We start from the raw sequence: 21,139 nt of genomic DNA, 5'->3' as shown, positions 1-21,139 counted from the left end.
CCAAATTTAGGAGAACATGACAGTCATGCACTACAATGATTCTTTGCGAAACAACGATGAAGGGGAGTTAACGATGGATCAAACACAGATGGGCAATGACGCTCCCCTGCCCACGCAAAGCGCCCCCCAATCGGAACAATTGATGCCGTCACCTGGACAAAAGCCCTTAGTGACCATTGTCCACGCATCGGTTGGTTCGGGACACAAAGCGGCAGCAAACGCTATCGCACAAGCATTCGAGCTTATACGCGGCACCAAGGGCATACCGCAGGATGTCGAGATTGAGGTCTTGGATATCCTCGATTTTGGACGCATAAAATTCGACGGCAACAAAACGGCCGCATCGTTTACCGGCGCCACGCGCCCAATTTATGACTTGACCTGGCGATATACCCTTACCGGACACCTGCTTTGGGGCGGCGGCACAGCATGGTCGCGCATTATGTTTCCCGCATTTAACGAATACGTTCGCACTCGTAGGCCTATTGCCGTGGTCGCCACACATATCACGGCAGCCAACGTTGCGGTTGGTGCGCGCGTCATTACGGGCATCGACTATCCCGTCATTTGCGTGCCGACCGATTACGAAGTCGAGGGCTGGTGGCCCCATAAGGATACTGACTTATTCTGCGTGGCAAACGAGTTTATGGCCGAGACGCTCCGCCCACGCAAGGTACCTGAGGCAAAGATACGCATTACGGGCATCCCTATTCGCGCTGGATTTGACACGGATTACAATCGTGAGGAAGAACTCGAGAAGTTCAATCTCCCTACCGACAAGACCATTGTGCTGGTAATGGCCGGCGCCAGTTTGCCTCAACCGTACGTTCGCTTTCGCGCGGCGATGGACCAAACCCTCCCCTTCCTCCGTAGCTTCGAGGACATGCACTTTGTCTTTTTGCCGGGCAAGGACACGGAATACGCCACGCGCCTGAAAACGCTCTTCGAAGCCATGAAACTCGAAAACGTCACGGTTCTTGACTATGTCGATGACATGGCAGCGCTCATGCACGGCTGCGATCTGGCAATTCTCAAATCGGGCGGACTCACTGTTACCGAATGCCTGTGTGCACACCTGCCGATGATTCTGCTGGGCAAGTCATATGGCCAGGAAAAGGCCAACACCACCATGCTCACCGACTTGGGCGCCAGCATGCATGTCACCACCGCACGCGAGCTCATTGTGACGCTGCGCCATCTCCACGATCATCCCGAGTCGCTCAAGGCGCTGCTCATCAATGGCGAAGTGCTACGCCGTCCACACGCGGCCGAGGACATCGCCATCGCAACTATGGAACTTGTAGGCAAGCCCCAAAAGCGCAAACGAGCCTTCTGCCGCTTCTACTGGGGCGGAAAACCCGCGCATATCCGCTAGCATTGGACTATCCGCTTGCCTGCGGGAGGCCCCTATATATCATCCCGTGCTCAAACATTCTCGCTTCGCTGCGAAACTGCGCGCGGGACGATATATAGGGGCCACCCGCAGACAAGCTGCGTTTACGTATTAGCAGCTATACCAGATTCCCCACCATTAGAATCTGCAAAGGCAAAACCGGAAAATTCAAATGCAGTAAGCCAATGTGACAAAGGGACTGTTCCTTTGTCGCATTGGCTTACTAGAATGAAAATATTTTTCAAGCGAGTAGCTGCCCGCCCGCCTCTCACACATATCGTTCCACGCGCAGTTTCGCAGCGAGCGAAGCGATGCGAGAATGTTTGAGCATGGAATGATATGTGTGAGAGGCGGGCGGGAGGGATACGAGCGCCCCCGCGAGAATGTTTGAGCATGGAATGATATATAGGGGCCACCCACGGGTGAGCGGACATTACAATACGCCGCTAGAACCGAAACCGCCGGCTCCTCGGTCGGTTTCGTCTAGTTCGTCTACCTCCACGAGATTGACCGTGGGAACTTCTTGGATGACGAGTTGAGCGATTCGGTCACCCTTGTTGATCTGGATTTCATTGGATGGATCCAGGTTGATAAGGATGACTTTGAGTTCTCCTCGGTAGTGGGCGTCTATAAGACCGGGCGTGTTGACTATAGACAGACCCTGCTTAATAGCCAGGCCACTGCGAGGCTGAACGAAGCCAGCGTATCCATCGGGCAGCGCGATCGCAAGGCCGGTAGAGACCAAGCGTCGCTCGAAGGGCTTAAGGGTACAGTCCTCATTGGCACGGAGGTCCAAACCGGCATCTGTGGGATGGGCGTATTTGGGAAGCTCGATCGTAGGGTCGAGACGCTTAATGTTGACTGTAATGTTGGACATAAAATCACCTTAGCTTGTCGAGCTCTTGTAAAAACTCATCGATGTCTTTGAAATCGCGATAGACCGAGGCAAAGCGAATGTAGGCCACCTTGTCGATCTTGGCCAGGCGCTTAAGCACCATGTCGCCCAGGTCGTGGGACGTAACAGCCGTCAGCGTACGGGAACGCAGCTCCACCTCGATGTCATCGATGAGCTCATTGAGCTTTTTCGTGTCGATGTCGCGCTTAATCGTAGCGCGCATTAGGCCGACCAGCAGCTTATTGCGATCGAACCGCTGCCTTGACCCGTCAGATTTGATGACCTCGATGGGGTCTTCGCATCGCTCGAATGTTGTGAAGCGATAGTTGCACGAACAACATTCACGACGGCGTTTAATGGTGTTATTAGATTCCTGCATACGGGAATCGACAACACGGGTATGTGCATTGCCGCATCTGGGACAGCGCATGGTACCTCCTCCAAAACGATAACAAGGGTACCATGTGCCGGAGTTTAAATCTTACGAACGCGCAGGAACTTTAAGAACGTCACCCGCATCGAGTGACCCATGCTCCAGATGATTGACACTGCGAATTATGTCAGAAGTCTCCTGCGTAGAAAGACCGTCAACGGAATGCTCCTGAGCAAGCGACCACAAGGAATCGCCAGACTGAACACGGACGGTCTCATAGGTAACGTTAGATGCCGACTCGGCATATGCGGCGTGACGAGCGCTGAAGATCGAGGTAGCAAGTACAAAGAAGAGCGTGAGCGCAACGGCCAGGGCGACAATCGTCGAGGCCTTCAGAGCAACGGGGGCCGAAGTCGTGGCGACGCACTGGCTGCGGACGGGCTTGCCAGGCAGTGTTTCAAAACCAGATCGGCCGCCTTTGACAACCGTGAAAGCCGGCGCCGCAGGCGTCTCGAGCTTAAGGGCGAGGTTTCCCTGGACCATATCCGTTGCATTCATCATGTTCTCCTCTCGCGTTTTTTGACGAGAACTGTTTTATCAAGCCGCGAGGACAAAAAAGTCTAGCGCGGGAACGAGTGTTCGGTTATTATTATCTTCGAACAGTTGTTCCTGTCAAGCAAACATAGAACATTTGTTTGGGTTAGGTAGAGAGGAATCCCTGATGGCTCGCAAAATTACCAAGCGACAGCAGCAGATTTACGACTTCATCAAGGAATATCAGCAGGAAAAGGGCTATCCGCCCAGCGTGCGTGAGATGGCTTCGGCTGTGGGTCTTTCCTCCCCCAGCACCGTACATGCACATCTCTCCGCACTGGAAGCACGCGGCCTGCTCAAACGTGACGCCACCAAGCCTCGCGCCCTAGAGCTCTTTGACGAGGACGGAGCCTCCGTCTCCATCTCAAAGTCCGATGAGCCCACGGCACCCCGCGGAACCGTATCGCTACCCCTCGTGGGCCGTGTCGCCGCGGGGATCCCCATCCTTGCCGAGCAGAATATCGAGGACACCTTTACCATCCCGACCGAGATCGCAACGGACCAGGGGTCTTTTATCCTCGAGGTCCACGGCAATTCGATGATTAACGTCGGTATCCTTAACGGCGACTATATCATCGTTCGCGAACAGAAGAGTGCCATGAATGGCGAAATCGTTGTGGCCATGATCGATGGCTCCGCAACGGTCAAAACGTTCTACAAGGAGCAGGGACGAGTTCGCTTGCAGCCCGAAAACGACACCATGGAGCCCATCTATGCGACAAATCCGACGATCCTGGGCAAGGTCGTTGGATTGATGCGCCGGTTCTCGTAATGCAAAACCGCATCACGGTCTTTGATACCATTCGCGGATTTACCATGCTGTCGATGGCAGGATTTCATGCTTGCTACGATCTTGCCTATCTTTATGGTTGGGATATGCCCTGGTTTACTCAGACCATCTTCCAAGACATCTGGCGTGCCAGCATCAGTTGGGTATTTTTGTTTATTGCCGGCTGGATGTGCACCCTCTCGCGCAACAACATCAAGCGTGCCGTCAAATATGCCGCTGCCGCTTTTGTCGTATGGGTCGCGACGACGCTCGTCTCAGTCGATGACTCGGTGAACTTCGGCATCATGTTCTGCATGGCGGCCTGCACCGCCATTGTCGCGCTCGTGCGTCCAGTGATCGTTAAAGTGCCGTCGGTATGGGGTATAGCAATTTGCCTCACACTTTTTGCCCTTACCTGGAGCATTCCTAAAACGGTTTATCCTATCCCCTATTTAGCTTGGCTGGGTTTCCCAGGTCCAGATTTTGTCTCTGGTGATTACTATCCAGTCATACCATTCTTATTTATGTACCTTGCAGGCTTCTTTGCCGCCCACACGACTCAGGAAGCAAACTATGAGGCGCCGGGATGGGCCTATGCGAATCCCATCCCGGCGCTCGCAAGTCTCGGGCGCCATGCGCTGCCGTTCTACCTGCTTCATCAACCGGTTATCTTGGGTGTACTGGAGCTGATTTACTCTGTTCGATAACGCTCGAGACGCGGTGCGATACGGGCTGGAAGCTTTGCCACAATACGAACGCCGTCCTCGAGGTATTCCTCGTGCAGAAGGGTTCCCTGTTCGTGCACAAGCGTGATTAACGCGCCCTCTCGATACGGGATATCGGCCGAGAGCAACACGTCCGTAGCGGCCGCTTCACGAGCGATGCGATCGACTAAGTCATCAAGGCCCTCACCCGTCTGAGCCGAGAACAATACCGCCTCGGGATAGCGCCGGCGAAAGCTCAAGCGGTCGACGCTATCGAGCAGATCGATTTTATTGAACACGGTAAGCGTCAGGCGCTCACCGGCACCAATCTCGTCAAGAACACGATCAACCGCCTCAAGCTGACGCTCGTAATCCTCATCGGAAGCATCCACAACTTTAAGAACCAAATCGGCGCCGAGTACCTCGGAAAGCGTAGATTTAAACGCGTCGACCAGGCCATGGGGCAGCTTTTGAATAAAGCCAACGGTATCAGTGATCGTCATGCCACGGCCACCGGGTAAACGGTACGAACGCGTCGTAGGATCGAGCGTGGCAAACAGCTTATCCTGCGAAAGTACCGTGGATCCCGTCAATCGATTAAGCAACGTCGACTTACCGGCATTGGTGTAGCCAGCCAACGCTACGCGAAACGCCGGCGATTCAATACGGCTTTTCGATTGCACATCACGACGTTGTTCAACCTGTTTCAATTCGCGTCGAAGAGCTGCGATCTTATCGCGAATCAGGCGACGGTCGACCTCGAGCTGGCTTTCGCCCTGGCCAAAACGCGATCCAATGCCGCCACGCGTCTGTTCCTTAGCAAGGTGGCTCCACATACCTCGCAGACGGGGCAGCAGATACTGCAACTGAGCCAGCTGCACCTGTAAGCGACCCTCACGCGTCTGAGCATGCAGGCCAAAGATATCCAAAATCAACGCCGTGCGGTCAATAATCTTGACCGGTTCGCCCACGGCTTTCTCAAGATAGGACTGCTGTGAAGGAGTCAAGTCGTCGTCGAAGATTACAACATCCGCATCCATACGATGCACCAAACCGCATAGCTCCTCGACCTTACCGGAGCCGATAAACGATTTGGGATAAGGTTTGACCAGACGCTGAGACAAGCGTGCCACGCATTGGGCTCCAGCAGTGTGAGCCAAGCGCTCGAGCTCGTCGAGCGAACGGTCGAGCGGCCAGGCGTTATCACGCCACTCAACACCAACCAAGACGGCACGCTCAGGTTCAGGTGCCGTGGGAACCAAGGGAAAACGTGCCATTAGGCAGCCTCGATACGACGGTAGATATCATCGACGACCTCATCGATCGTAAACTCATCCATATCGAACCACACGATGCGGTCGTCACGCTTAAACCAGGAAAGTTGGCGCTTGGCATAGCGACGTGAGCGCATCTTGATAAGCTCGCGGGCCTCATCCATGGTAATAGCGCCTCGCAAGGCATCAATAATCTCTTTGTAACCGATTGCCTGCATCGACGTGAGTGCATCACCCAGGCCCTGGTCCATAAGGCCACGGACCTCATCAACCAGCCCCTGCTCAAACATAAGGTCGACACGCAGGTTAATGCGCTCATACAGCACTTCACGGCTACGCGTCAGACCAAACCACATGGCATGATAGCGCTCATGCGGAACGCTGAATTTCGACTTCTGCTGGGCATACGACACACCGTCATCGTGCATCTCGAGCGCACGGATCACGCGGCGCACGTTATGGGGATGAATCACGGCAGCCGATTCCGGATCACGCTCGGCAAGCAGGGCATGCATAGCTTTCTCGCCAATACGCTCGGCAAGCTCCTGATAACCCGTGCGACGTTCGTCCTCGAGCTCTCCCGAAGGAAAATCCATTTCATCGAGTGCAGCCTTAAGATACAAGCCCGTGCCACCGCAAAAGACCGGAAGCCGTTGCTCACCAAGCAAACGCTCGATATGCGCCCGGGCATCAGACTGATAGAGCGCAGCAGAATACGCGACGCCCGGGTCCACGATATCGACAAGGCGCAGGGGCACCGAGCACTCCTCGGGCATCATCTTGGCCGTACCGATATCCATACCGCGATAGATTTGCATCGCGTCACACGATAACACTTCAGACGACAGACGAGAGGCCAGGCGGTCGGCAACATCACTTTTGCCGACCGCCGTCGGACCGACGATCGCTACGGCAGAAAGGTTTGTGCCGGGGGAAACCATTAGCGAGGCTCACCCACAACGGATCCAGACAGATACCACGTCTTGGCGACATCCACATCGACGTCGACGATTTTGCCGATAAGCTGATCGATGCTATAGCCAGCGGGAATCGGCGCATGCACTGTCTGGTTCTTAGGACTTTTACCAAGAAGGACAGCGTCGTTTTTCTTGCTCGTGCCCTCAATAAGCGCAGGCACCACGGTGTGAAGCTCGCCCTGGTTATACTCGTATGCCGTCGTCTCGATAACCTTGACCAGACGGTTAAAGCGCTCAAGGATAACCTCATGCGGGGTGGGATCATAAATCTCAGCTGCCGGGGTACCGGCGCGCTTGGAGTAAATAAACGTGTAGGCCTGGGCATAGCGCACCGTCTCGGCAAGCGAGAGCGTCTGCTCAAAGTCTTGCTCGGTCTCGCCTGGGAAGCCCACGATGATATCGGTCGAAAGCGCAATTTCGGGCATACGGTTACGAATGCGATCGACCAGGCCCAGATAATCCTCGCGCGTGTACCGACGATTCATCTCTTTAAGGATGCGCGTGGAACCCGACTGGACGGCTAGGTGAAGCTGCGGCATAACGGCAGGTGTCTCGGCCATAGCATCGATGGTCTCGGGAAGCAAATCCTTGGGGTGCGAAGAAGTAAAGAAGATACGCTCGACGCCCGTATCACCCACGGCGCGCAGCAGGTCGGCAAAGCGCGGCTTGCCAAAGAGATCGCGACCGTAGGAGTTTACGTTTTGTCCCAGCAGCGTAATCTCGCGCACACCCTGACGCACCAGACCCGTCACCTCGTCGACAATCTCCTCGAAGGGGCGGCTCTTCTCGCGACCACGGACGTACGGCACGATGCAGTACGTGCAGAAGTTGTTGCAGCCCGTCATGATGGGCACCCATGCATGATACTGCGTCTCGCGATGCCACGGCATACTCATGGCGTCCGTATCTTCATGCTCATTCGTGCGGATATGGCGCTTGCCATCCATAAACGCCTCGGCGATAAGCTCCGCCACGTGCGCAATCGAATGCGTACCAAAAATAACGTTGACGTTATCGACGTTGGTGAGCAGGCCCTCGCCATCGCGCTGAGCGATGCATCCACCCACGGCGACCACACGCTTGCCCGAAGGAGAAGGAGGAAGACTCTTGCAGGAATTGCACTGACCGTACAGGCGCGTATCGGCAGCCTCGCGCACACAGCACGTCATGAATACGACAATATCGGCATGCTCCGGATCGAGCGCCATAAGACAGCCATAGGAATCGAGCAAACCGCTCACGCGCTCGGAGTCGTGCTGATTCATCTGGCAGCCGAATGTGCGGATAAAATAGGTTTTACCGGCAAGAATATCGCGTACGAAACGCTGGTCCATGAGCTTACATCCTAACGATGATATCGACGGGGCACAAAGGTGCTACAAACGTGCGAAAACTCGCTTACGCAACAGGCTTAACGTCGTCCATGACGACATTGTCCATAGCAGCCCGATTAATCTGGTGAACGTAGATAGAGAGACGGATTGCCGTGCGAGACTCCCCGTTAATGAGGATGTCAGAGAACACCGGCGCACAAGAGACATCAAAGCCAGTCGGAATCAGAAAACCTCGCGCAATGGCAACGGCCTTTATGGCCTGGTTGACGGCGCCGGCACCGACGCACTGAATGTTGACGGGAACGCCATCTTTGACCATACCGGCAATGGCGCCGGCAACGGACGCGGGCGATGATTTGCTTGATACCTTCAGGCAATCCATGAAGAAACTCCTGCGTTTAAAAGTACGTTTTAACTGCAATAACTGTATCGTACCGAGCGGACTCGGTAAAGATGCTACTCCTCTTTGGCAAGATCGAACGTCACGGTGATGCGATCACGTGAAACGCGAATCTTAGGGTCGCCGCACAGATTGAGGTAATACCGGGCGGCGAGGTCATTGAAGTCGCGCTCAACAGCACGCGAAAACTGCGCCATGTCATCCTTGGCAATGCGAAGGCCTCGACGGTCCTTGGCAAGATCGACTGGAGCCGGCAAATGCGAGGTGGAATCCCGCTCGCGCAGCAGACGCGCACACACACCGCGAACGGGCTTAATCTGTCCCGAAAGAATACGGTGGGCAGTACGCTCGGACATCTCGAGACCCAGCCCGGAGCAAATCCGGATAAAGTCCTCGGCATCCGAGGCAAGACCTAAACGATCGATAACCGGAAGCTCACACTCGTCATCGATAAAGAGCAGGCGTGACGTATCGAGACGACTGGAAGCCTGGGCGTACAGGGTCGCAGCGATCTCGGACGGAGAGCCCAGATACACGTCGCAGTCGCGCAGCTCCTCAAGGGCAAACTCGCAGGCTGCGCGAATGATGTTGTGAGGACCGCGAGCGCATACATAGCGGCCGTCTTCGTCTTTAACCGCCTGAGGCCAGCTCGACTGGTCGGCGCGCTCGCCTAAGCGATCGGTGTCAACGCAAACCTTAAACGCTGAGCCCAAATCGACGCCCGATGTAACAACGCGTGCCTCATCGGTGTTCTGCTTGATAGAGAACAGCGCCATACCACGACCGTGAACACCCCAACGGTCCATCTTCATGCTCTCGAGCTTGGAGGTGACACGGGCATCGAAGATACGCTCCTGCATATCCTGCGGCACACCCGAACCGTTATCCAGGAAGAGGAGGGTACGAACACCCTCCTCCTTGGTCGTGGCTAGATAGACCTTATCGGCTCCGGCATCGCGAGCATTACGCAGCATCTCGATGACAATGTCCTCTACATGCTGAATGTCATGCTTGGCCTGACGGCGCTCGGCCTCCGAAACGCGGAGGCGGACATACCCCTCGCCAAGGTTTTCCTCGACGCGAAGGTTGCCCTCCCCCGACATCGACGCGATAAATGAGATGAGCTCGTTCGCGTCGTTCATGTTATTTAGCGATATCGACGGCACGGCTCTCGCGAATCACGACAACGCGCACCTGACCGGGATACTCCATCTCTTCCTCGATCTGATGGGCGATATCGTGCGCAAGCACCGTGGACTGGGCATCGGAAATCTTGTCCGGCTGAACCATGACATGGACCTCGCGACCGGCCTGCATAGCATAGGTACGCTCGACGCCGTCATGAGAGTTGGCAATCTCCTCGAGCTTCTCAAGGCGCTTGATGTAGCTCTCGGCCGACTCGCGACGGGCGCCGGGACGAGATGCGGAAACAGCATCGGCAGCCTGGACCAGAACGTCGAGCACCGTGTTGGGGTCGACATCGGCATGATGGGCCTCGATTGCGTGGACGATAACGGGCTTCTCGCCATAACGGCGGGCAAGCTCGGCGCCAATCACAGCATGCGGACCCTCAACGTCGTGATCGATGGCCTTGCCCAGGTCATGCAGAAGACCCGCGCGCTTGGCGGTCACAACATCCAGACCAAGCTCGGAGGCCATGATGCCGCACAGGTCGGAGACCTCAAGCGAGTGCTGTAGCACGTTCTGACCAAACGAGGTGCGGTAGCGCAGAGCGCCCAGGGTTTTGACGATCTCGGGATGCAGGTCGTGGATACCGGTATCGAAGGCAGCCTGCTCGCCGGCTTCGAGCACACGCTGCTGAACCAAGTCAGCGGCCTTGTGGTACATCTCCTCGATGCGGGCGGGGTGAATACGACCGTCGGCAATGAGGTTCTCGAGCGCCACGCGGGCGGTCTCACGACGGACCGGATCAAAGCTCGAAAGCACGACAGTCTCGGGGGTGTCGTCGATCACAAGGTTGACGCCGGAAACCTGCTCGAAAGTACGGATGTTACGACCCTCGCGACCGATGATGCGTCCCTTAAGGTCATCGGAGGGAATATGAACGGACGTGACGGTGACCTCGGCGGTATGGTCGGCGGCACAGCGCTGGATCGCCAGGGAGAGAATCTCCTGAGCGGTCTTGTGGCACTCGGCGCGGACCTGTTGCTCGGACTCACGGATGATGGTGGCCGCCTCATGGGTAACCTCGCCGCGGACCTTGTCGAGCAGCTCCTTGTGAGCATCCTCGCGCGTAAGGTCGGCAATACGCTCGAGCTCTGAGGTCTGCTTGGCGCAAAGCTCCTCAAGTTCGCGAGAGCGCTTCTCGACCTGACCGGCCTGGCTGGACAGCTGATGCTCGCGCTTATCGAGCGCATCGTTGCGTCGGTCGAGCGATTCCTCGCGCTGCATCACGCGATTTTCGAGCGCGCGAATCTCGCTCTTACGCTGCTTGTCCTCGGCCTCGGCGGCCTGTTTGTTCTTGATGATCTCTTCCTTAGCCTCGAGCAGAGCCTCTTTTTTGAGGGTCTCGGCCTGACGCTTAGCATCACCGATCAGGGACTCTGCCTGCGCGTGTGCCGACTGAATCTTTTCTTCGGCCTCGTGAAGACTACCCTGCTTGGCGGTGCGCATGTAGGCAATGGCGACGATGGCACCCAAAACAATGCCAACGAGCGCTGCAATGATAGGCGGCATGCTCACTCCTTTTTATGGATTCGTTACACAACAAAGCGAACCGTCCATACGAACGGCTCGCGACATTTGAGTAATATGGGCGCAGCTTATGCGGGTCGGATACAGATAAACATATAAACAAACTCATCGCAGATGAGCACATATCACAATGCAAATGACAATAATTATCCTACGTTGAACCGCAACAACTGTCAAATTAACGCACCCAGCACGGCGCCTATCGAGCGGTGAACGGCAGGGGCGTAACGCGCGCAGGCTTAAACGTCGCATTTCTCGCTTAAGGCATCGAGGCGCGCCTTAACGGCATCGGCGGCAATGTGATAGGAAAAGCCCTTGCCCATCAAAAATCTGACGAGCTTTTCGAATGCACGTGCCTCGGGAACGCGACGCTTAGCGAGCAAAGCCGATGCGCGAGCCAAGTCGTCATCCTCGGCAAAATAAGCCTCGGGATACCCTGGAATCTCATCAAGTGCAACATGGCGACGCTTGAGTTCAGTCTCGATTTTGCGCTGTCCCCAACCACGACGCTTACGCTCCTCGATAAAGTACGAGCAAAAGCGGTTCTCATCTAAAAAACGATACTCGATGGCACGATTGACGGCAAAGTCGATCGCGGGCTGTCGAAAGCCATAGCGCGCCAACTTATCGCGCACCTCGCCCGTAGCATGATCGCGACGCGAAAGCATCTCGGTCACCATGGTGAGCGCACATTTGCATTCGATAAGCTTCACAGCCTCGCGAAAGTCATCCCAGTCGCAGGGAAGATCGAGGCGGTTCTGAACGTACACACGTGCCACACGCACGGGAATCCAAATGGACCGTTCAAAACCGCCCTCCAGATCGCAATCGATATGTGCACAGGGCTTTTTAGACGCATAACCGCTCGAGAACGAGGAGGCCGTCTTCTTATCCGGAAAAACGACCCGAGCCTCGGTCACCGTATACGACATGTCGGCATCCGTTACTCGTCGTCATCGTCGAGCATCGCGGAGCCATCGATGGCATACAGCTCGTCAAACTCCTCGGGGGCGGGCTGATCGGTCAACTCAACCTCGGAGGGGGCATCATCGTCATACTCAAGACCGCAGGCAAGGCGAACCTTGTGCTCGATCTCGTCGGCGCAATCGGGATGCTCGCGCAGGAACGTCTTAGCGGCCTCGCGACCGTTGCCGAGTTTGTCCTCACCATAGGCAAACCAAGACCCCATCTTTTTGCATATGCCGCACTCGACAGCCATATCCAGAATCGAGCCCTCTTTAGAAATGCCGGTGCCATACATGATGTCAAATTCGGCCGAGCGGAACGGAGCAGCCACCTTGTTCTTAACGACCTTGGCACGTACGCGATTGCCGATAACCTCATCCTTGAGCTTTATGGTATCGATTTTGCGAATATCGATACGCACGGAAGAGAAGAACTTGAGTGCGCGGCCGCCTGTGGTGGTCTCGGGGTTGCCGAACATGACGCCGATCTTCTCGCGCAATTGGTTAATGAAGATGCAGGTTGTGTTGGACTTGGCAAGCGAGCCGGCGAGCTTGCGGAGCGCCTGACTCATCAAGCGAGCCTGCAGACCCACCGTCGTGTCACCGATCTCGCCCTCGATTTCGGCACGTGGAGTCAAAGCGGCAACAGAGTCGACGACGATGGCGTCGATGGCACCGGAACGCACAAGCATGTCAACGATCTCGAGCGCCTGTTCACCCGTATCGGGCTGGGAAATCAGCACCTCGTCGATATCGACGCCGATGCGCGCGGCGTAGGTGGGATCAAGCGCATGCTCAGCGTCGATAAAAGCCACGACACCGCCCATGGCCTGCGCCTCTGCAAGAATCTCGAGCGAAAGCGTTGTCTTACCGGAGGACTCGGGGCCATAAATCTCAACGATACGGCCGCGCGGCACGCCGCCGATACCCAAGGCGGCATCGAGCGCCAGAGAGCCCGTCGGAATAGCCTCGACCTCGAGCTCGGGACCGCCGTCGCCATACCTCATAATAGAACCCTGGCCGAACTTCTTCTCGATCTCGGCCTTGGTAGTGGCGATCATCTCGTCGCGCTCTTTACCCGTCGTGCGCGTATGAACGGTACGTACGGGACCTGAATTCTTGGCCATGAATAGCCCTCCTCTTAACAACCTGAATCGATGATAAACGAACGGCTGTTCGTGGTCAACCGTTCAGGTTCATCATATGCACCCGTCCATTCCAAAACCCGACCAAACGCCGACCAATCACCGACCAAACGCTTGACCATGCCAATCGCAAATACGAGTGCTCGTACAAATTAAAGACATGTGCCAGCGCAAGCGCATTCCTTGCCAAAGGTCCCTATCCCCACAATTAAGGGGCCCTAAGGCCCCTTAAAACACGTCTATTCCATGGAATTGAGCACGCGGACAATGCGTTCCAAAGCCTCAGCGACCGCATAGGCACGGACGCACGACCGATCACCCTCGTAGTGACAGCGCGCAGACTCAACGACCGTCGCTCCCCCATCGGCCGCGCGATACGCCCAGCCGATATAGAACGTGCCGGCGGGGTCTTGCTCGGTACCGCCGCCGGGCCCAGCGTAGCCCGTTGCGCTCACGGCGACATCGCTCTGATAGAGGTCCAGCGAGCCCGCGGCCATCTCACGCGCCGTCTGATGCGACACGGCGCTAAACCGATCGAGTGTTTCCTGCTCGACGCCGAGCACGCGATGTTTGATCTCATCGCAGTAGGTCACCGCACCGCCACGAAGCACCGCCGAGGCACCCGGGATATCGGCAATCGTCGAGGCGATCATGCCCGCCGTCAGCGACTCCGCCGTCGACACCGTCACGCCACGGGCACTCGCGCGCTCGACAATCTCGCGCGCCAGCTCCTCGTTGTTTGCGGCGATCTGCAAATAAGACTCCGTCATACCCACCAGGACCTAGACCGAAAAGACGATCTTACGGCAGTTCCAGAAGTACTGGGCACCCGAGATAATGGTCAAAATGACGGCGATGACGTACAGGAAGCGCGACACCGAATAGACACCGAGCAGCAGCGACGCCGGCCCCAGCTGAAGACCGGCCATCGCAAAGACGCACAGATAGCCACAGATGGAGACCATCGTGGTCGCCGTCTTGTACTTGCCGAGCTTATCGGCGGCAACGACCACACCGGCAGCACTCGCGACCATGCGAAGTGCGCTCACCAACAGCTCGCGAAACAGGATAATGAACACGGACCACACGGTCACCGCGCCAAAATCCAAGAACAGCAGCAAGGCCGAGAACACCAGCAACTTGTCGGCGATGGGGTCCAAGAACTTGCCGAAATCGGTGATCTCGTTGCGTGAGCGCGCCAGATAGCCGTCGACCTTATCGGTGCACGACAGGATCACATACAGAATGAAGGCAGCGGCGGCGAGCGGGCCGTCGAAGGTGCTCCAGTCCGTACCGGCAACGCCCCCGTGAGACAGGGCCGAGACGATCATGAACACCGGAATAAAGACGATGCGAACGCACGTCACGATGTTGGCGGGCGTCCAAACGCTCGTCAGTTCCTTATTGCTCTCGTTTGCCACGACGCTCTCCTACTCCACAACATGGCCGATAAGCTCATAGCAGAAGCTATCGGTAAACTCGACGGTCAAAATATCGCCCACGGACGCCTCGCTGGCGTCCAGATGCACCGCGCCATCGGAATCGGGCGCCTGGAACCAGGCATGACCGATCAGCTCGGCGCTGTCCTCGGTCTCCTCGATACCGTCGACGATTACCTGGGCACGCTCGCCCACATGGGCTGCCGTGGCGGCAAAACCCAGCGACTCGGCCAGATCCATGGCCTCCTGGGCGCGCTCGAGCTTGACCTCCTCATCGACCTGGCCCTCCATATTGGCGGCCAGGCTGCCCTCCTCCCGCGAGTAGGCAAAGACGCTCGTATAGTCAAAGCCGACGGTGTCCATAAAGTCGATAAGATCACGGAACTCGTCGTCGGTCTCGGTCGGAAAGCCGACCATGGCCGTGGAGCGAATCACGATGCCGGGAATACGATCACGAAGATCGCGGAACAGTTCCTCGAGCTCCTGACGCGAACCGGAGCGACGCATGGCCTTGAGGATGCGCGCGTCGCAGTGCTGCACGGGGATATCGATATAGGGCAACACCTCGGGCGTATCGCGAATCGTCTCGATAAGCTCGTCGGTCATACCCTCGGGCTGCAGATAGAGCACGCGAACCCAGACGTTGTGCGGGCGCACAGCCTCGGCGACGGCGCGCAGCAGCTGCGCCAGATTGCGCGGTGAGGCCTCAGCGGCGTCCTCATCGACAAAGTCGGTGCCCCAAATGCCCGTGTCCTGGCCGATCAGCACGATCTCGCGCACACCGCCGGCAACCAGGTCGCGCACCTCGGAGATAATGCTTTCGGCATTGCGCGAATGATAGCGACCGCGAATGTAGGGAATCATGCAGAAGCTGCAAAAACGATTGCAGCCATCGGAGATCTTGACGTAGGCGACAGCGCCCTCGACGGTACGCTTGACCTGCGGGATATAGGCAGCAATTTTACGCTCCACACCAAGAACGCCATCGATGACAGAGACGATACCGTCTTCCTCATCGGCCTTCACAAATGCCGCGACCTCGGGCAGCTCGTCGGGCAGGTCGTCGCCGTAACGAGACGGCACGCAACCGCACATGACAATGGGGCAGGAGCGAACGCCGCCCTGCACCTCGTTAGCGAGCTCGAGCGTGGTCTCGATGCTCTCAGACGTCGCCGAGGTAAGAAACGAGCACGTATTGACAATGGCGATATCGGCATCCTGAGGATCGAATGCCTCCTCGTAGCCCGCAGCGGTCAGCAGCGAACGCATGCGGTCGGTATCGACCTCGTTCTTGGCGCAGCCAAGCGTGATATAGAGTACGGAACCCAACGGAGTATCCATGTTGGAGAGCGGTCCTTTCGAGTAAATTAGCGGTAGTTGGTAAACTGCAGCGGCTGTCCGTAGTCCTGGTCGCGCAGGAACTGAATCACCGTCTGTAAAGCGTCCTTAGAAGCCGAGGAAACGCGCAGCTTATCGGCCTCGATGGTCACCTTGACCTTAAGCTTTTGATCCTTGATGTCTTTATTGATCTTCTTTGCGGTCGCCTGGTCGATGCCCTCGACGATATGACCGAGCACGCGCACGGTACCGCCCGAAGCCGCCTGCGGGGCGTCCCAAGAGACAGCCTTGAGGTCGATACCGCGCTTGATGAGCTTGGAGCTCAAAACATCGATGATCTGCTTGGAGACAAAATCGGCCGGAGCGTTAATCGTAAAGAGCTTGTCGCCCTTCGAAAGCTCGATGGTGGCGCCGGAGTCTTTAAGGTCATAGCGCTGGGAAATCTCGCGGGCGGTCTGCTGGAAGGCGTTATCGACCTCCTGCATGTTAACCTCGGACACAACGTCAAAGCTGGAATCTTTAGCCATGGTTCTTCCTTTCGGTACGGGGAGCCTTAGTAGCTGTCGTACGAATAGTCATCTGTATCGTTCACTGTCTGGCCGTCGGATGCCGTGTCGGTGCCGACGGTAGACTGGGCATCGGTGCCGTCGGCATTATCGGTACCGCCGGCATTATCGCCGTTCGCGGAGTCAGCGGTCTCCTTCTTAGGAACGGTAATGGTCACGCGCGCCACACCCGATGTCTTGGTGTCATAGCGAACCTTTTCACCATTCTTGGTGACCGTGACATCGGAGGGCTTGGACGTGGTGATCTCAATCGAGGACTCGGGCGTGTACTCCTGCTCAAAAGGACCGGTCGCTTGAGCGCCATAGACCGATTTACCGTCGACCTTGACCTCGATCCAGGCGGTCTTGCCCTTGGCAACAGAGACCTTGACCTTGGTGACCTCGTCCTCTTCCTTTTCCACCGTCGCCTTGGCAGCATCGGAACCGACCGTATCCGTCGCCTCGTCGGCGTCTTTGTCCTCGTCAGTGGATTCGGTCTTCTTGGAAGATTTCTTAGTCGTCGTCTTGGTAGCCACAGGTGTCTCGGGCGTCGACTCGGGTGCAGCAGAGCCGCAACCACGCAGGAGTACCACGATGAGCAAAATCAACAGCAGCACCACGGCACCGATGCCGACGTAAATAATGCGCGGATCGATCGTGTTGTATTGAGAGGCGCGCCCAACGCCGCGTCCGCGATTGGAGCTACCACGACCATTACCCTGCGGTATGCGGCCGCGACCGCTATCGGGACGACCACGATAGCTACTCTGGCGCTGCGAACCCCGCCGGCCCGGACGCGGCGCAAGCTCGCCACGGCCCTGATAGCCGCGCTGGCCAGAACGAGGCGCCGAAGAGCGCTGCCCATAGGGCTGGGATTGCGAACGGAGGCGCGGCGTCACCTGCGTGGTATCGGCGTCGGAATAGCCATCGCGGGAACGCCCGGCGGGTACTCCGCGATAGCTACGACCGGAGTATCCACCGTCGCCGTAACCGGCGCGAGGATCGCGACTCAACCCGCGAGCGGCGGGAAGCGCACGGTCATCTGGCAGGGGCGTACTGCGAAAACGATCTCGCTGAGAACGAATTTCCTCGCTGGAGCCCGTCTCGGTGATATAGCCCGCTTGCGGAGGGCGCTGGCCGTACCGTGTCGTACGACCACCCTGAACCATCAAAAAACGACCGTTATCGACCGAAGAACGCGAGTTAACGTAGCCGGCAGCATCCTGAAAACGACCGCCCTGCTGCGAGGTATCGCGTTCATATGCCATGAGGTCGTCAAAATAAGCGTTGACGACCTCGCGCGGGTTAAGCCCCAAAAAGCGAGCGTAGCTCGATATCATGCCCTGCGCATAGCCACGCGGAGGCATCGATGCAAAGTTACCAGTCTCGAAAAACTCGATGATCTGCGGCCTGATTTTGATGGTGTTGGCGACCTGCTGGATGGAAAGGCCCATCCGGCGACGCTGCTCGAGCAGCATGTCACCAAAGCGTGCAGCCATCAGAATCCTCCAAACTCACGATCTTCACGTACCATCTCGGCGTCGACAGACTCCAGCGCGGCAAGCCCTTCGTCATCCAGCAGGACCTCGCGCGGCTTGGAACCGTCGGGCGGGCCGACGACGCCCTTTTCTTCCAGCATGTCCATAATACGCCCGGCGCGCGCATAGCCAACCTTGAGGCGGCGTTGCAGGCCAGATGTGGAGCCCAGCTGCGATTCCACCACAATATGGGCGGCCTCCCAGATAAGCGGGTCGTCATCCTGCGGTTCGGCAACGCCCGTGCGAACAATGCCGCCACCAGCCATGGACATGGAAGCAGGCGCCACGGCAGACAGAATCTCCTCGTGGTAGTCGGGCTCGCTTTGCGACTTAACGAACTCGACGATCTCGTTGATCTCGTCATCCGAGACAAAACAGCCCTGGATACGGCGGGGCTTGCCCCAGTCGACCTTGGAGAACAGCATGTCGCCCAAACCGGTGAGCTTTTCGGCGCCCATCTGGTCGATAATGACGCGGGAATCGATGCCCGTGGCCACGTTAAAGGCGATACGATTGGTGATGTTGGCCTTAATGAGGCCCGTCACCACGTTGGAGCTGGGGCGCTGCGTAGCCACGATAAGGTGAATACCGGCGGCACGGCCCAGCTGGGCGATACGAACGATCGAGGCCTCGACATCCTTGCCGGCAACCATCATCAGGTCCGATAGCTCGTCGATGATAATGACCAGATAGGGCATCTTTTGCGGCGGGTTATCGTAGTGTTCGAACTCGCCGGCGGCCTGCTTTTCGTTATACGTCGAGATCTTGCGAACGTTGAGGCGCTCGAAGACCTTCAGGCGACGCTCCATCTCGGACACAGCCCATTGCAAGGCACTCGCAGCCTGCTTGGGTTCGGTCACCACGGGCACATAGAGATGGGGCAGGCCGTTATAGCCGGCAAGCTCAACGCGCTTGGGATCGACCATGATCAAGCGAACGTCCTCGGGAAGCGCGCGCATGAGCAGGGTCGTGATGATGGAGTTGATCATGACCGACTTACCGGAACCGGTGGTACCGGCAATAAGCAGGTGGGGCATCTTGGCGAGGTCGGCGACAACCGGCGTACCCTCGGCATCGCGGCCGATGGCCAGCTCGAGCGGACCGCCCTTCACATAGGGAAGCACGTCGCCCAGGTTAACGTTCTGGCGCTTGCGATTGGGAATCTCGATACCCACAAGCGAGGTACCGGGAATCGGCGCAAAGATACGCACCGACTGGGCGGCAAGCGAAAGCGCGATATCGTCCTCGAGGCTCGAAATCTTGCTCACGCGCTCGCCCTCGCCGGGCTGCAGCTTAAAGGTCGTCACCGTGGGACCGGCAATCCAGCCGACGACGCGAGCGCTACGGCCAAACTCCAACAAAGTGGACTGCAGCGACTCGGCAGTCTGCTCCAACTCCTTGTCAGAAGACGCGGCGGACGCCGACTGCGGATTGGCGTGCAGGATTTCGAGCGGCGGGAGTTTGAGGCCATCCTCTTGCTCGCCCTCGACATCGGCAGCAGTGCCGTCAGCTCCCCCATCGCCGGCTGCAACAGGAGCAGCGGAAGCCGTTGGGGTGGAGGCGTCGGCAACCTTGGGGTGCTTCAGGAAATCGGGGATCTGCGGGGCAGCAGACACGGGGTTCACGGCAAACGGCGGCTCGGACTCGTCGACCTTGTCCGGGTCGTCTTCCATCGAAAGCTGTCCGGTGACCTGTCCTCGCCTGTCTTGGCGACGCGGAAGCAAAGTTGTCTTGGCGGTCTCGAGCGGACACTCGTCATCCTCGTCATCGCCCGCGGTGAGTTCGATTTCGCTATCGGACCAAGACGGGTCGGGCTCACTCGTGTTGAGCTTGGGCGCGGACTTGCCCTTGTTGGCATGGCGGCGTGGCAGCAGCGTGGTCTTGGCGCGCTCGGCCTCCACAGCCTCGGACACGTCGACAAACGGATCATCGTCCTTGTCGTCATCGTCCCGAACAGGGTCCGCATCATTGCCCATGACCGTGGTCACGGCCATATCGGAGCCCTTCTGACGAAGAATGCTCAGGTGCGGACGGGCGACGCCGGGAACCGACAGGGCCTCTTCGTCGCCCCACGGGCTCGCATTGACATCGGCACGACGACGCTCGGCGAAATCGGCAGCGCGATCGCGCGCAGAGCGCAAAACGCCACCCACCGAAAAGCCGATGATGACAAAGCCAACGACGGCCAAACCCAACAGGACCACCATCGCGATAGGTTTACCCAGGGCATTCTGCAGCGCACTCGCAATAAACGCACCGATGTAGCCGCCCGAGGCGGACAGGTTTTGCGGCACAAACATGAGGTCGCACGAATCGCTCGTGCCCGGCACCATCAACGAAAGAATGGAGACGACGGCGATAAAGACAACGGCGCCGCCCGCGACCGAACGAATGTTGAGCGGCGAGTCCTCACCCAAAAAGAGCGTGGCGGCAAACAGCAAAATGACGATCGGCAGCACGTAGGCGCCCAGGCCAAAGCCAAGATGGTAGAAACCGGCAACCACTGCCGTCACGGGTGCCGTTGCCGGAGAAATCACGGCAATGAAAGACGCAATCGCCAAAACGGCAATAACCACGCCGGCGATATCGCGGTTGGCCGAAGGCTCGACCAGGGGCTCAACATCGTCGAACTCGGCCTCGTGGCCCTTATTGGCACGAAGATGGGAACCGGCACCCTTAGCAGATGCCGGTTGGTTGTTGGCTTTATTGCCTTTGGCGTTTTGTGCAGATCCGCGCGCCAA

The 21,139-nt window shown here is 57.5% G+C and carries 20 protein-coding genes; 3 read left to right on the top strand and 17 right to left on the bottom strand.

Features of this window, described 5'->3' with window-relative positions:
• Nucleotides 1-142 precede the first annotated feature (142 nt).
• Nucleotides 143-1,375: an MGDG synthase family glycosyltransferase gene (locus ACTQXM_RS01565; RefSeq protein ID WP_441537383.1), complete on the top strand. Its 1,233-nt coding sequence runs from the start codon at nt 143-145 to the stop codon at nt 1,373-1,375.
• Between the two features lie 451 nt (nt 1,376-1,826).
• Here ACTQXM_RS01565 and dut read toward each other — a convergent pair whose 3' ends face one another.
• From dut to ACTQXM_RS01550, 3 genes are read right to left on the bottom strand one after another with little or no spacing between them, the layout of a single operon-like run.
• Nucleotides 1,827-2,270, bottom strand: a complete 444-nt coding sequence (gene dut / locus ACTQXM_RS01560) for a dUTP diphosphatase (RefSeq protein WP_154516364.1) — start codon at nt 2,268-2,270, stop codon at nt 1,827-1,829.
• A 4-nt stretch (nt 2,271-2,274) separates the two neighbouring features.
• Nucleotides 2,275-2,718, bottom strand: coding sequence for a transcriptional regulator NrdR (gene nrdR, locus ACTQXM_RS01555; RefSeq protein ID WP_427717459.1), 444 nt, complete (start codon nt 2,716-2,718; stop codon nt 2,275-2,277).
• A 51-nt stretch (nt 2,719-2,769) separates the two neighbouring features.
• Entirely contained in the window at nt 2,770-3,219 is a 450-nt protein-coding gene (locus tag ACTQXM_RS01550; protein ID WP_441537384.1) for a LysM peptidoglycan-binding domain-containing protein, read from the bottom strand.
• A 163-nt stretch (nt 3,220-3,382) separates the two neighbouring features.
• Between ACTQXM_RS01550 and lexA the strand changes: the two genes are divergently transcribed.
• On the top strand, nt 3,383-4,027 hold the full coding sequence (gene lexA, locus ACTQXM_RS01545) for a transcriptional repressor LexA (protein ID WP_427717464.1): 645 nt from the start codon (nt 3,383-3,385) through the stop codon (nt 4,025-4,027).
• Nucleotides 4,027-4,731 carry a heparan-alpha-glucosaminide N-acetyltransferase gene (locus ACTQXM_RS01540; RefSeq protein ID WP_441537385.1) on the top strand — a complete coding sequence of 235 codons (705 nt, stop codon included), beginning with the start codon at nt 4,027-4,029 and terminating at the stop codon, nt 4,729-4,731. Before lexA ends, ACTQXM_RS01540 begins: the two co-directional genes overlap by 1 nt.
• Here ACTQXM_RS01540 and hflX read toward each other — a convergent pair.
• From hflX to ACTQXM_RS01470, 14 genes are all read right to left on the bottom strand, one after another.
• Entirely contained in the window at nt 4,716-6,005 is a 1,290-nt protein-coding gene (gene hflX / locus ACTQXM_RS01535) for a GTPase HflX (protein ID WP_427748031.1), read from the bottom strand. The two genes, ACTQXM_RS01540 and hflX, sit on opposite strands and share 16 nt — an antisense overlap.
• On the bottom strand, nt 6,005-6,943 hold the full coding sequence (miaA, locus tag ACTQXM_RS01530; protein ID WP_441537386.1) for a tRNA (adenosine(37)-N6)-dimethylallyltransferase MiaA: 939 nt from the start codon (nt 6,941-6,943) through the stop codon (nt 6,005-6,007). Before miaA ends, hflX begins: the two co-directional genes overlap by 1 nt.
• On the bottom strand, nt 6,943-8,313 hold the full coding sequence (miaB, locus tag ACTQXM_RS01525; RefSeq protein ID WP_441067716.1) for a tRNA (N6-isopentenyl adenosine(37)-C2)-methylthiotransferase MiaB: 1,371 nt from the start codon (nt 8,311-8,313) through the stop codon (nt 6,943-6,945). The genes miaA and miaB overlap by 1 nt, the downstream gene beginning before the upstream one ends.
• 64 nt (nt 8,314-8,377) lie before the next feature.
• Nucleotides 8,378-8,695 carry a stage V sporulation protein S gene (locus ACTQXM_RS01520; protein ID WP_118079896.1) on the bottom strand — a complete coding sequence of 106 codons (318 nt, stop codon included), beginning with the start codon at nt 8,693-8,695 and terminating at the stop codon, nt 8,378-8,380.
• Nucleotides 8,696-8,769: 74 nt separating this feature from the next.
• Nucleotides 8,770-9,855: an ATP-binding protein gene (locus ACTQXM_RS01515; RefSeq protein ID WP_441535806.1), complete on the bottom strand. Its 1,086-nt coding sequence runs from the start codon at nt 9,853-9,855 to the stop codon at nt 8,770-8,772.
• 1 nt (nt 9,856) lies between these two features.
• Nucleotides 9,857-11,410, bottom strand: coding sequence for a ribonuclease Y (rny, locus tag ACTQXM_RS01510; protein WP_154516337.1), 1,554 nt, complete (start codon nt 11,408-11,410; stop codon nt 9,857-9,859).
• Between the two features lie 257 nt (nt 11,411-11,667).
• Nucleotides 11,668-12,360, bottom strand: a complete 693-nt coding sequence (locus tag ACTQXM_RS01505) for a regulatory protein RecX (protein WP_427793484.1) — start codon at nt 12,358-12,360, stop codon at nt 11,668-11,670.
• An 11-nt stretch (nt 12,361-12,371) separates the two neighbouring features.
• Complete coding sequence (gene recA / locus ACTQXM_RS01500) at nt 12,372-13,520, bottom strand: recombinase RecA (protein ID WP_154516331.1); 1,149 nt, start codon at nt 13,518-13,520, stop codon at nt 12,372-12,374.
• A gap of 257 nt (nt 13,521-13,777) precedes the next feature.
• Nucleotides 13,778-14,308 carry a CinA family protein gene (locus tag ACTQXM_RS01495; protein ID WP_441547585.1) on the bottom strand — a complete coding sequence of 177 codons (531 nt, stop codon included), beginning with the start codon at nt 14,306-14,308 and terminating at the stop codon, nt 13,778-13,780.
• Between the two features lie 12 nt (nt 14,309-14,320).
• Entirely contained in the window at nt 14,321-14,869 is a 549-nt protein-coding gene (gene pgsA, locus ACTQXM_RS01490; RefSeq protein WP_427793554.1) for a CDP-diacylglycerol--glycerol-3-phosphate 3-phosphatidyltransferase, read from the bottom strand.
• Nucleotides 14,870-14,968: 99 nt separating this feature from the next.
• The gene (gene rimO, locus ACTQXM_RS01485) at nt 14,969-16,318 is read right to left on the bottom strand and encodes a 30S ribosomal protein S12 methylthiotransferase RimO (protein ID WP_441537389.1); all 1,350 of its coding nucleotides are present in this window, start codon (nt 16,316-16,318) and stop codon (nt 14,969-14,971) included.
• A 26-nt stretch (nt 16,319-16,344) separates the two neighbouring features.
• Nucleotides 16,345-16,842: a YajQ family cyclic di-GMP-binding protein gene (locus ACTQXM_RS01480; RefSeq protein ID WP_118079877.1), complete on the bottom strand. Its 498-nt coding sequence runs from the start codon at nt 16,840-16,842 to the stop codon at nt 16,345-16,347.
• Nucleotides 16,843-16,868: 26 nt separating this feature from the next.
• Nucleotides 16,869-18,359 carry a RodZ domain-containing protein gene (locus ACTQXM_RS01475; protein WP_441537390.1) on the bottom strand — a complete coding sequence of 497 codons (1,491 nt, stop codon included), beginning with the start codon at nt 18,357-18,359 and terminating at the stop codon, nt 16,869-16,871.
• The gene (locus tag ACTQXM_RS01470; protein ID WP_441537391.1) at nt 18,359-21,139 is read right to left on the bottom strand and encodes a DNA translocase FtsK 4TM domain-containing protein; all 2,781 of its coding nucleotides are present in this window, start codon (nt 21,137-21,139) and stop codon (nt 18,359-18,361) included. The genes ACTQXM_RS01475 and ACTQXM_RS01470 overlap by 1 nt, the downstream gene beginning before the upstream one ends.

It is taken from the genome of Collinsella sp. LCP19S3_D3 (assembly GCF_052121455.1).
Lineage (GTDB): Bacteria > Actinomycetota > Coriobacteriia > Coriobacteriales > Coriobacteriaceae > Collinsella.
This window is presented reverse-complemented; position numbering and strand designations above follow the sequence as displayed.

Excerpts from the sequence above, each read along its gene's own strand:
- ACTQXM_RS01480 (WP_118079877.1), bottom strand. The coding sequence starts at position 16,842 with ATGGCTAAAGATTCCAGCTTTGACGTTGTGTCCGAGGTTAACATGCAG.
- ACTQXM_RS01520 (WP_118079896.1), bottom strand. The coding sequence starts at position 8,695 with ATGGATTGCCTGAAGGTATCAAGCAAATCATCGCCCGCGTCCGTTGCC.
- recA (WP_154516331.1), bottom strand. The coding sequence starts at position 13,520 with ATGGCCAAGAATTCAGGTCCCGTACGTACCGTTCATACGCGCACGACG.
- lexA (WP_427717464.1), top strand. The coding sequence starts at position 3,383 with ATGGCTCGCAAAATTACCAAGCGACAGCAGCAGATTTACGACTTCATC.
- ACTQXM_RS01550 (WP_441537384.1), bottom strand. The coding sequence starts at position 3,219 with ATGAATGCAACGGATATGGTCCAGGGAAACCTCGCCCTTAAGCTCGAG.
- hflX (WP_427748031.1), bottom strand. The coding sequence starts at position 6,005 with ATGGCACGTTTTCCCTTGGTTCCCACGGCACCTGAACCTGAGCGTGCC.
- miaA (WP_441537386.1), bottom strand. The coding sequence starts at position 6,943 with ATGGTTTCCCCCGGCACAAACCTTTCTGCCGTAGCGATCGTCGGTCCG.
- ACTQXM_RS01565 (WP_441537383.1), top strand. The coding sequence starts at position 143 with ATGCCGTCACCTGGACAAAAGCCCTTAGTGACCATTGTCCACGCATCG.
- dut (WP_154516364.1), bottom strand. The coding sequence starts at position 2,270 with ATGTCCAACATTACAGTCAACATTAAGCGTCTCGACCCTACGATCGAG.
- ACTQXM_RS01515 (WP_441535806.1), bottom strand. The coding sequence starts at position 9,855 with ATGAACGACGCGAACGAGCTCATCTCATTTATCGCGTCGATGTCGGGG.
- ACTQXM_RS01475 (WP_441537390.1), bottom strand. The coding sequence starts at position 18,359 with ATGGCTGCACGCTTTGGTGACATGCTGCTCGAGCAGCGTCGCCGGATG.
- ACTQXM_RS01495 (WP_441547585.1), bottom strand. The coding sequence starts at position 14,308 with ATGACGGAGTCTTATTTGCAGATCGCCGCAAACAACGAGGAGCTGGCG.
- ACTQXM_RS01505 (WP_427793484.1), bottom strand. The coding sequence starts at position 12,360 with ATGTCGTATACGGTGACCGAGGCTCGGGTCGTTTTTCCGGATAAGAAG.
- nrdR (WP_427717459.1), bottom strand. The coding sequence starts at position 2,718 with ATGCGCTGTCCCAGATGCGGCAATGCACATACCCGTGTTGTCGATTCC.
- ACTQXM_RS01540 (WP_441537385.1), top strand. The coding sequence starts at position 4,027 with ATGCAAAACCGCATCACGGTCTTTGATACCATTCGCGGATTTACCATG.
- miaB (WP_441067716.1), bottom strand. The coding sequence starts at position 8,313 with ATGGACCAGCGTTTCGTACGCGATATTCTTGCCGGTAAAACCTATTTT.
- rimO (WP_441537389.1), bottom strand. The coding sequence starts at position 16,318 with ATGGATACTCCGTTGGGTTCCGTACTCTATATCACGCTTGGCTGCGCC.
- rny (WP_154516337.1), bottom strand. The coding sequence starts at position 11,410 with ATGCCGCCTATCATTGCAGCGCTCGTTGGCATTGTTTTGGGTGCCATC.
- pgsA (WP_427793554.1), bottom strand. The coding sequence starts at position 14,869 with ATGATCGTCTCGGCCCTGTCTCACGGGGGCGTTGCCGGTACGGACTGG.